Source organism: uncultured Psychroserpens sp., from assembly GCF_947503375.1.
In the GTDB taxonomy this organism is placed as follows: Bacteria; Bacteroidota; Bacteroidia; order Flavobacteriales; family Flavobacteriaceae; genus Psychroserpens.
This window is the reverse complement of record NZ_CANNDQ010000021.1, coordinates 1-2,317: the sequence shown is the minus strand read 5'-3', so window position 1 is coordinate 2,317 and position 2,317 is coordinate 1. Positions and strand designations below refer to the sequence as shown.

Sequence of the window (2,317 nt, the reverse complement as noted above, 5' to 3'; positions counted from 1 at the left end):
TTTATCTTTTCAGGGTAAAATGGGCTTTAAATTCTTTACGTTGACCATTATTAGGTTCGTTGTACTCTACCACAAACCAGTAATCACTTGTTGGCATCGGGTTTCCATTGTAGGTTCCATTCCAGCCTTCACTTGTTGGACTTATCTGTTTAAGTAACTTTCCGTACCTGTCAAATATATAAATTTTTGCGCTTGGTTGGTCAGCTATTCCTTTTATGTTCCATGTATCATTGTATCCATCACCATTTGGCGTGAAAAATGTTGGATAATCCAATACCGTAATCGACTCACTTGTCTGCCCACACCCTATCCTATCTCTTGCCGTAACCACATGGTCTCCTGCCGATACATCTGTAAATACACCACTCTCTTGCCATGCACCTCCATCTAAACTATATTCGTAATCACCCAACCCTGTCGCGGTTGCTACAATAACATGACTCTCTGAAAATGCATCTGTGGTCACGTCTAAAACTAAGGTCGGCGGAGCACTCTCTATGACTTCAGTAATATCACTACTGAAACAACCCGTTGCGGCATCTGTTACAAGAACCTCATAAAGACCACCCGCTGTTGGCATGTAACTCCCTGAGGTAGCTCCTGCTATGGTGGTCCCATTCAAAGTCCACTCAAACGTATAGCTCGGCCCTGTTAATCCGGTATCTAATACTGGTGGATTTAAAACCTCTGTATCATTAGTCGATACACAAAGAATATAACTCTCCTCCAAATCAAATACTGGAAGTGGATTAACCTGTAAGGTTAATGGAGCTACGGCATAGCATATCGATGAATCTATCATATTACCCATACCATCATCTATCATCGTATCATTGTCTACACGTACGTAGATCACCTGCGGATTAACAATATTCTCATATAAAAATGGAATCGGATTCACTGCTAACTCTGCATCTGCCTCTGTGGCATAATAAGTCACTATGTAATTTGCTGGGTCTTGACCATCTAATACCTGTGCCTGTACACTATCTGGCTCTAAATCTAAAACATCTGTTACTGGTGTTAAATCGAACTGGGCACTATTATTAGTCAAATCATCGTCATCGTCCATCTCATCATCACAAAGCTCTACTAAAATGGCTTCCATTCCACTATTGGCCTCTGCTGCTTCTTGAACTTCTATATTGAAACTAGGCGTGCTTATCGAACAGCCTGTAACATTATTTGTAATCGCTACAAATATCTGTTGTGGATTACTAATATTCGTATATGGACTAACCAATGCATTCATTAAATCATCTGCATCTGTCTGATTTACATGATAGGTTACCGTAAACATCGTTGGGTCTTGACCATTTAATACCTCTGCATCCTTTAAGGTCAAGTCAAACTCATAAACTCCATCATTATTAAGCTCACAGGCAATGAAATCGGTCACTGCTACAACTGATGGTAATGGGTTAACTCTTATCTGGAAGGTAACCACAGTATAACAGCCTGTAATGTCATTGGTCACACGTACATGAATCGTCTGAGTCTCACTTATGTTTGTATACATTGTTGGGTCTGCTATCGCATTAGCTCCCAACTCCGCATCTTCATCCGTCTCGTGATAAGTGGCGGTAACTCCTGTCTCTCCATTTAAAATCAATAACTCATTGACCGTCAAATCAAAAACTTCTTCCATATCCCCTGGATTGATGTCATCACACAGCTCTACCATTGGTATTAAAACACTATCCGTTGGTGTTGGATTTGGTAACACACGAATCGTAAGGGTCGTATAGTCTACACAACCTGTATCGGTATCGGTCACCACAACATATAACGTCTGTGGATTCGACGGTGCACCATTAATTGAAGTATTGGTGTACGAAGCTGCATCTACTGCATTGGTCTGTGCCTGTGCATCTGCATCGGTCTCATAATAAGAAACACTCCAACTCGCTTCGCCTCCGGTAATCTCATTGTCTTTAACTGTTAAATCGAATACGGTAAACTCATCAGCTACTTCATCGTCGCAAAGCTCTAATGGCGTCGGTTGTGTCGCCTCTGGTGGTAACTCTACTTGTAGCTCAAAGAATCCTGTACTGGTAACACAGCCATTAACATTACTCACTAAGCGTACATAAATCGTCTGTGGATTACTAATATTAGTGTAATTGGTTACATTAACTATCGGATTGTTTCCTGACTGCGCATCTGCTAAGGTCTCATGGTAAGTTAACATAAAATCCAATGGATCTTGTGATCCATAAATCTCAGCAGCTTTAATCGTCAAATCAAATTGTGCTATACCATCAGTATTCGTATCACATATCACATAGTCTTCCAAATCTACCGGAACAACTGGTGA

General features: G+C 40.8%; 1 protein-coding gene. It reads right to left on the bottom strand.

Annotated features, from left to right (window positions below):
* Window position 1: 1 nt before the first annotated feature.
* The coding region (locus Q0876_RS15600) for a T9SS type B sorting domain-containing protein (RefSeq protein WP_299229806.1) at window positions 2-2,317 on the bottom strand (2,316 nt) is incomplete at its 5' end.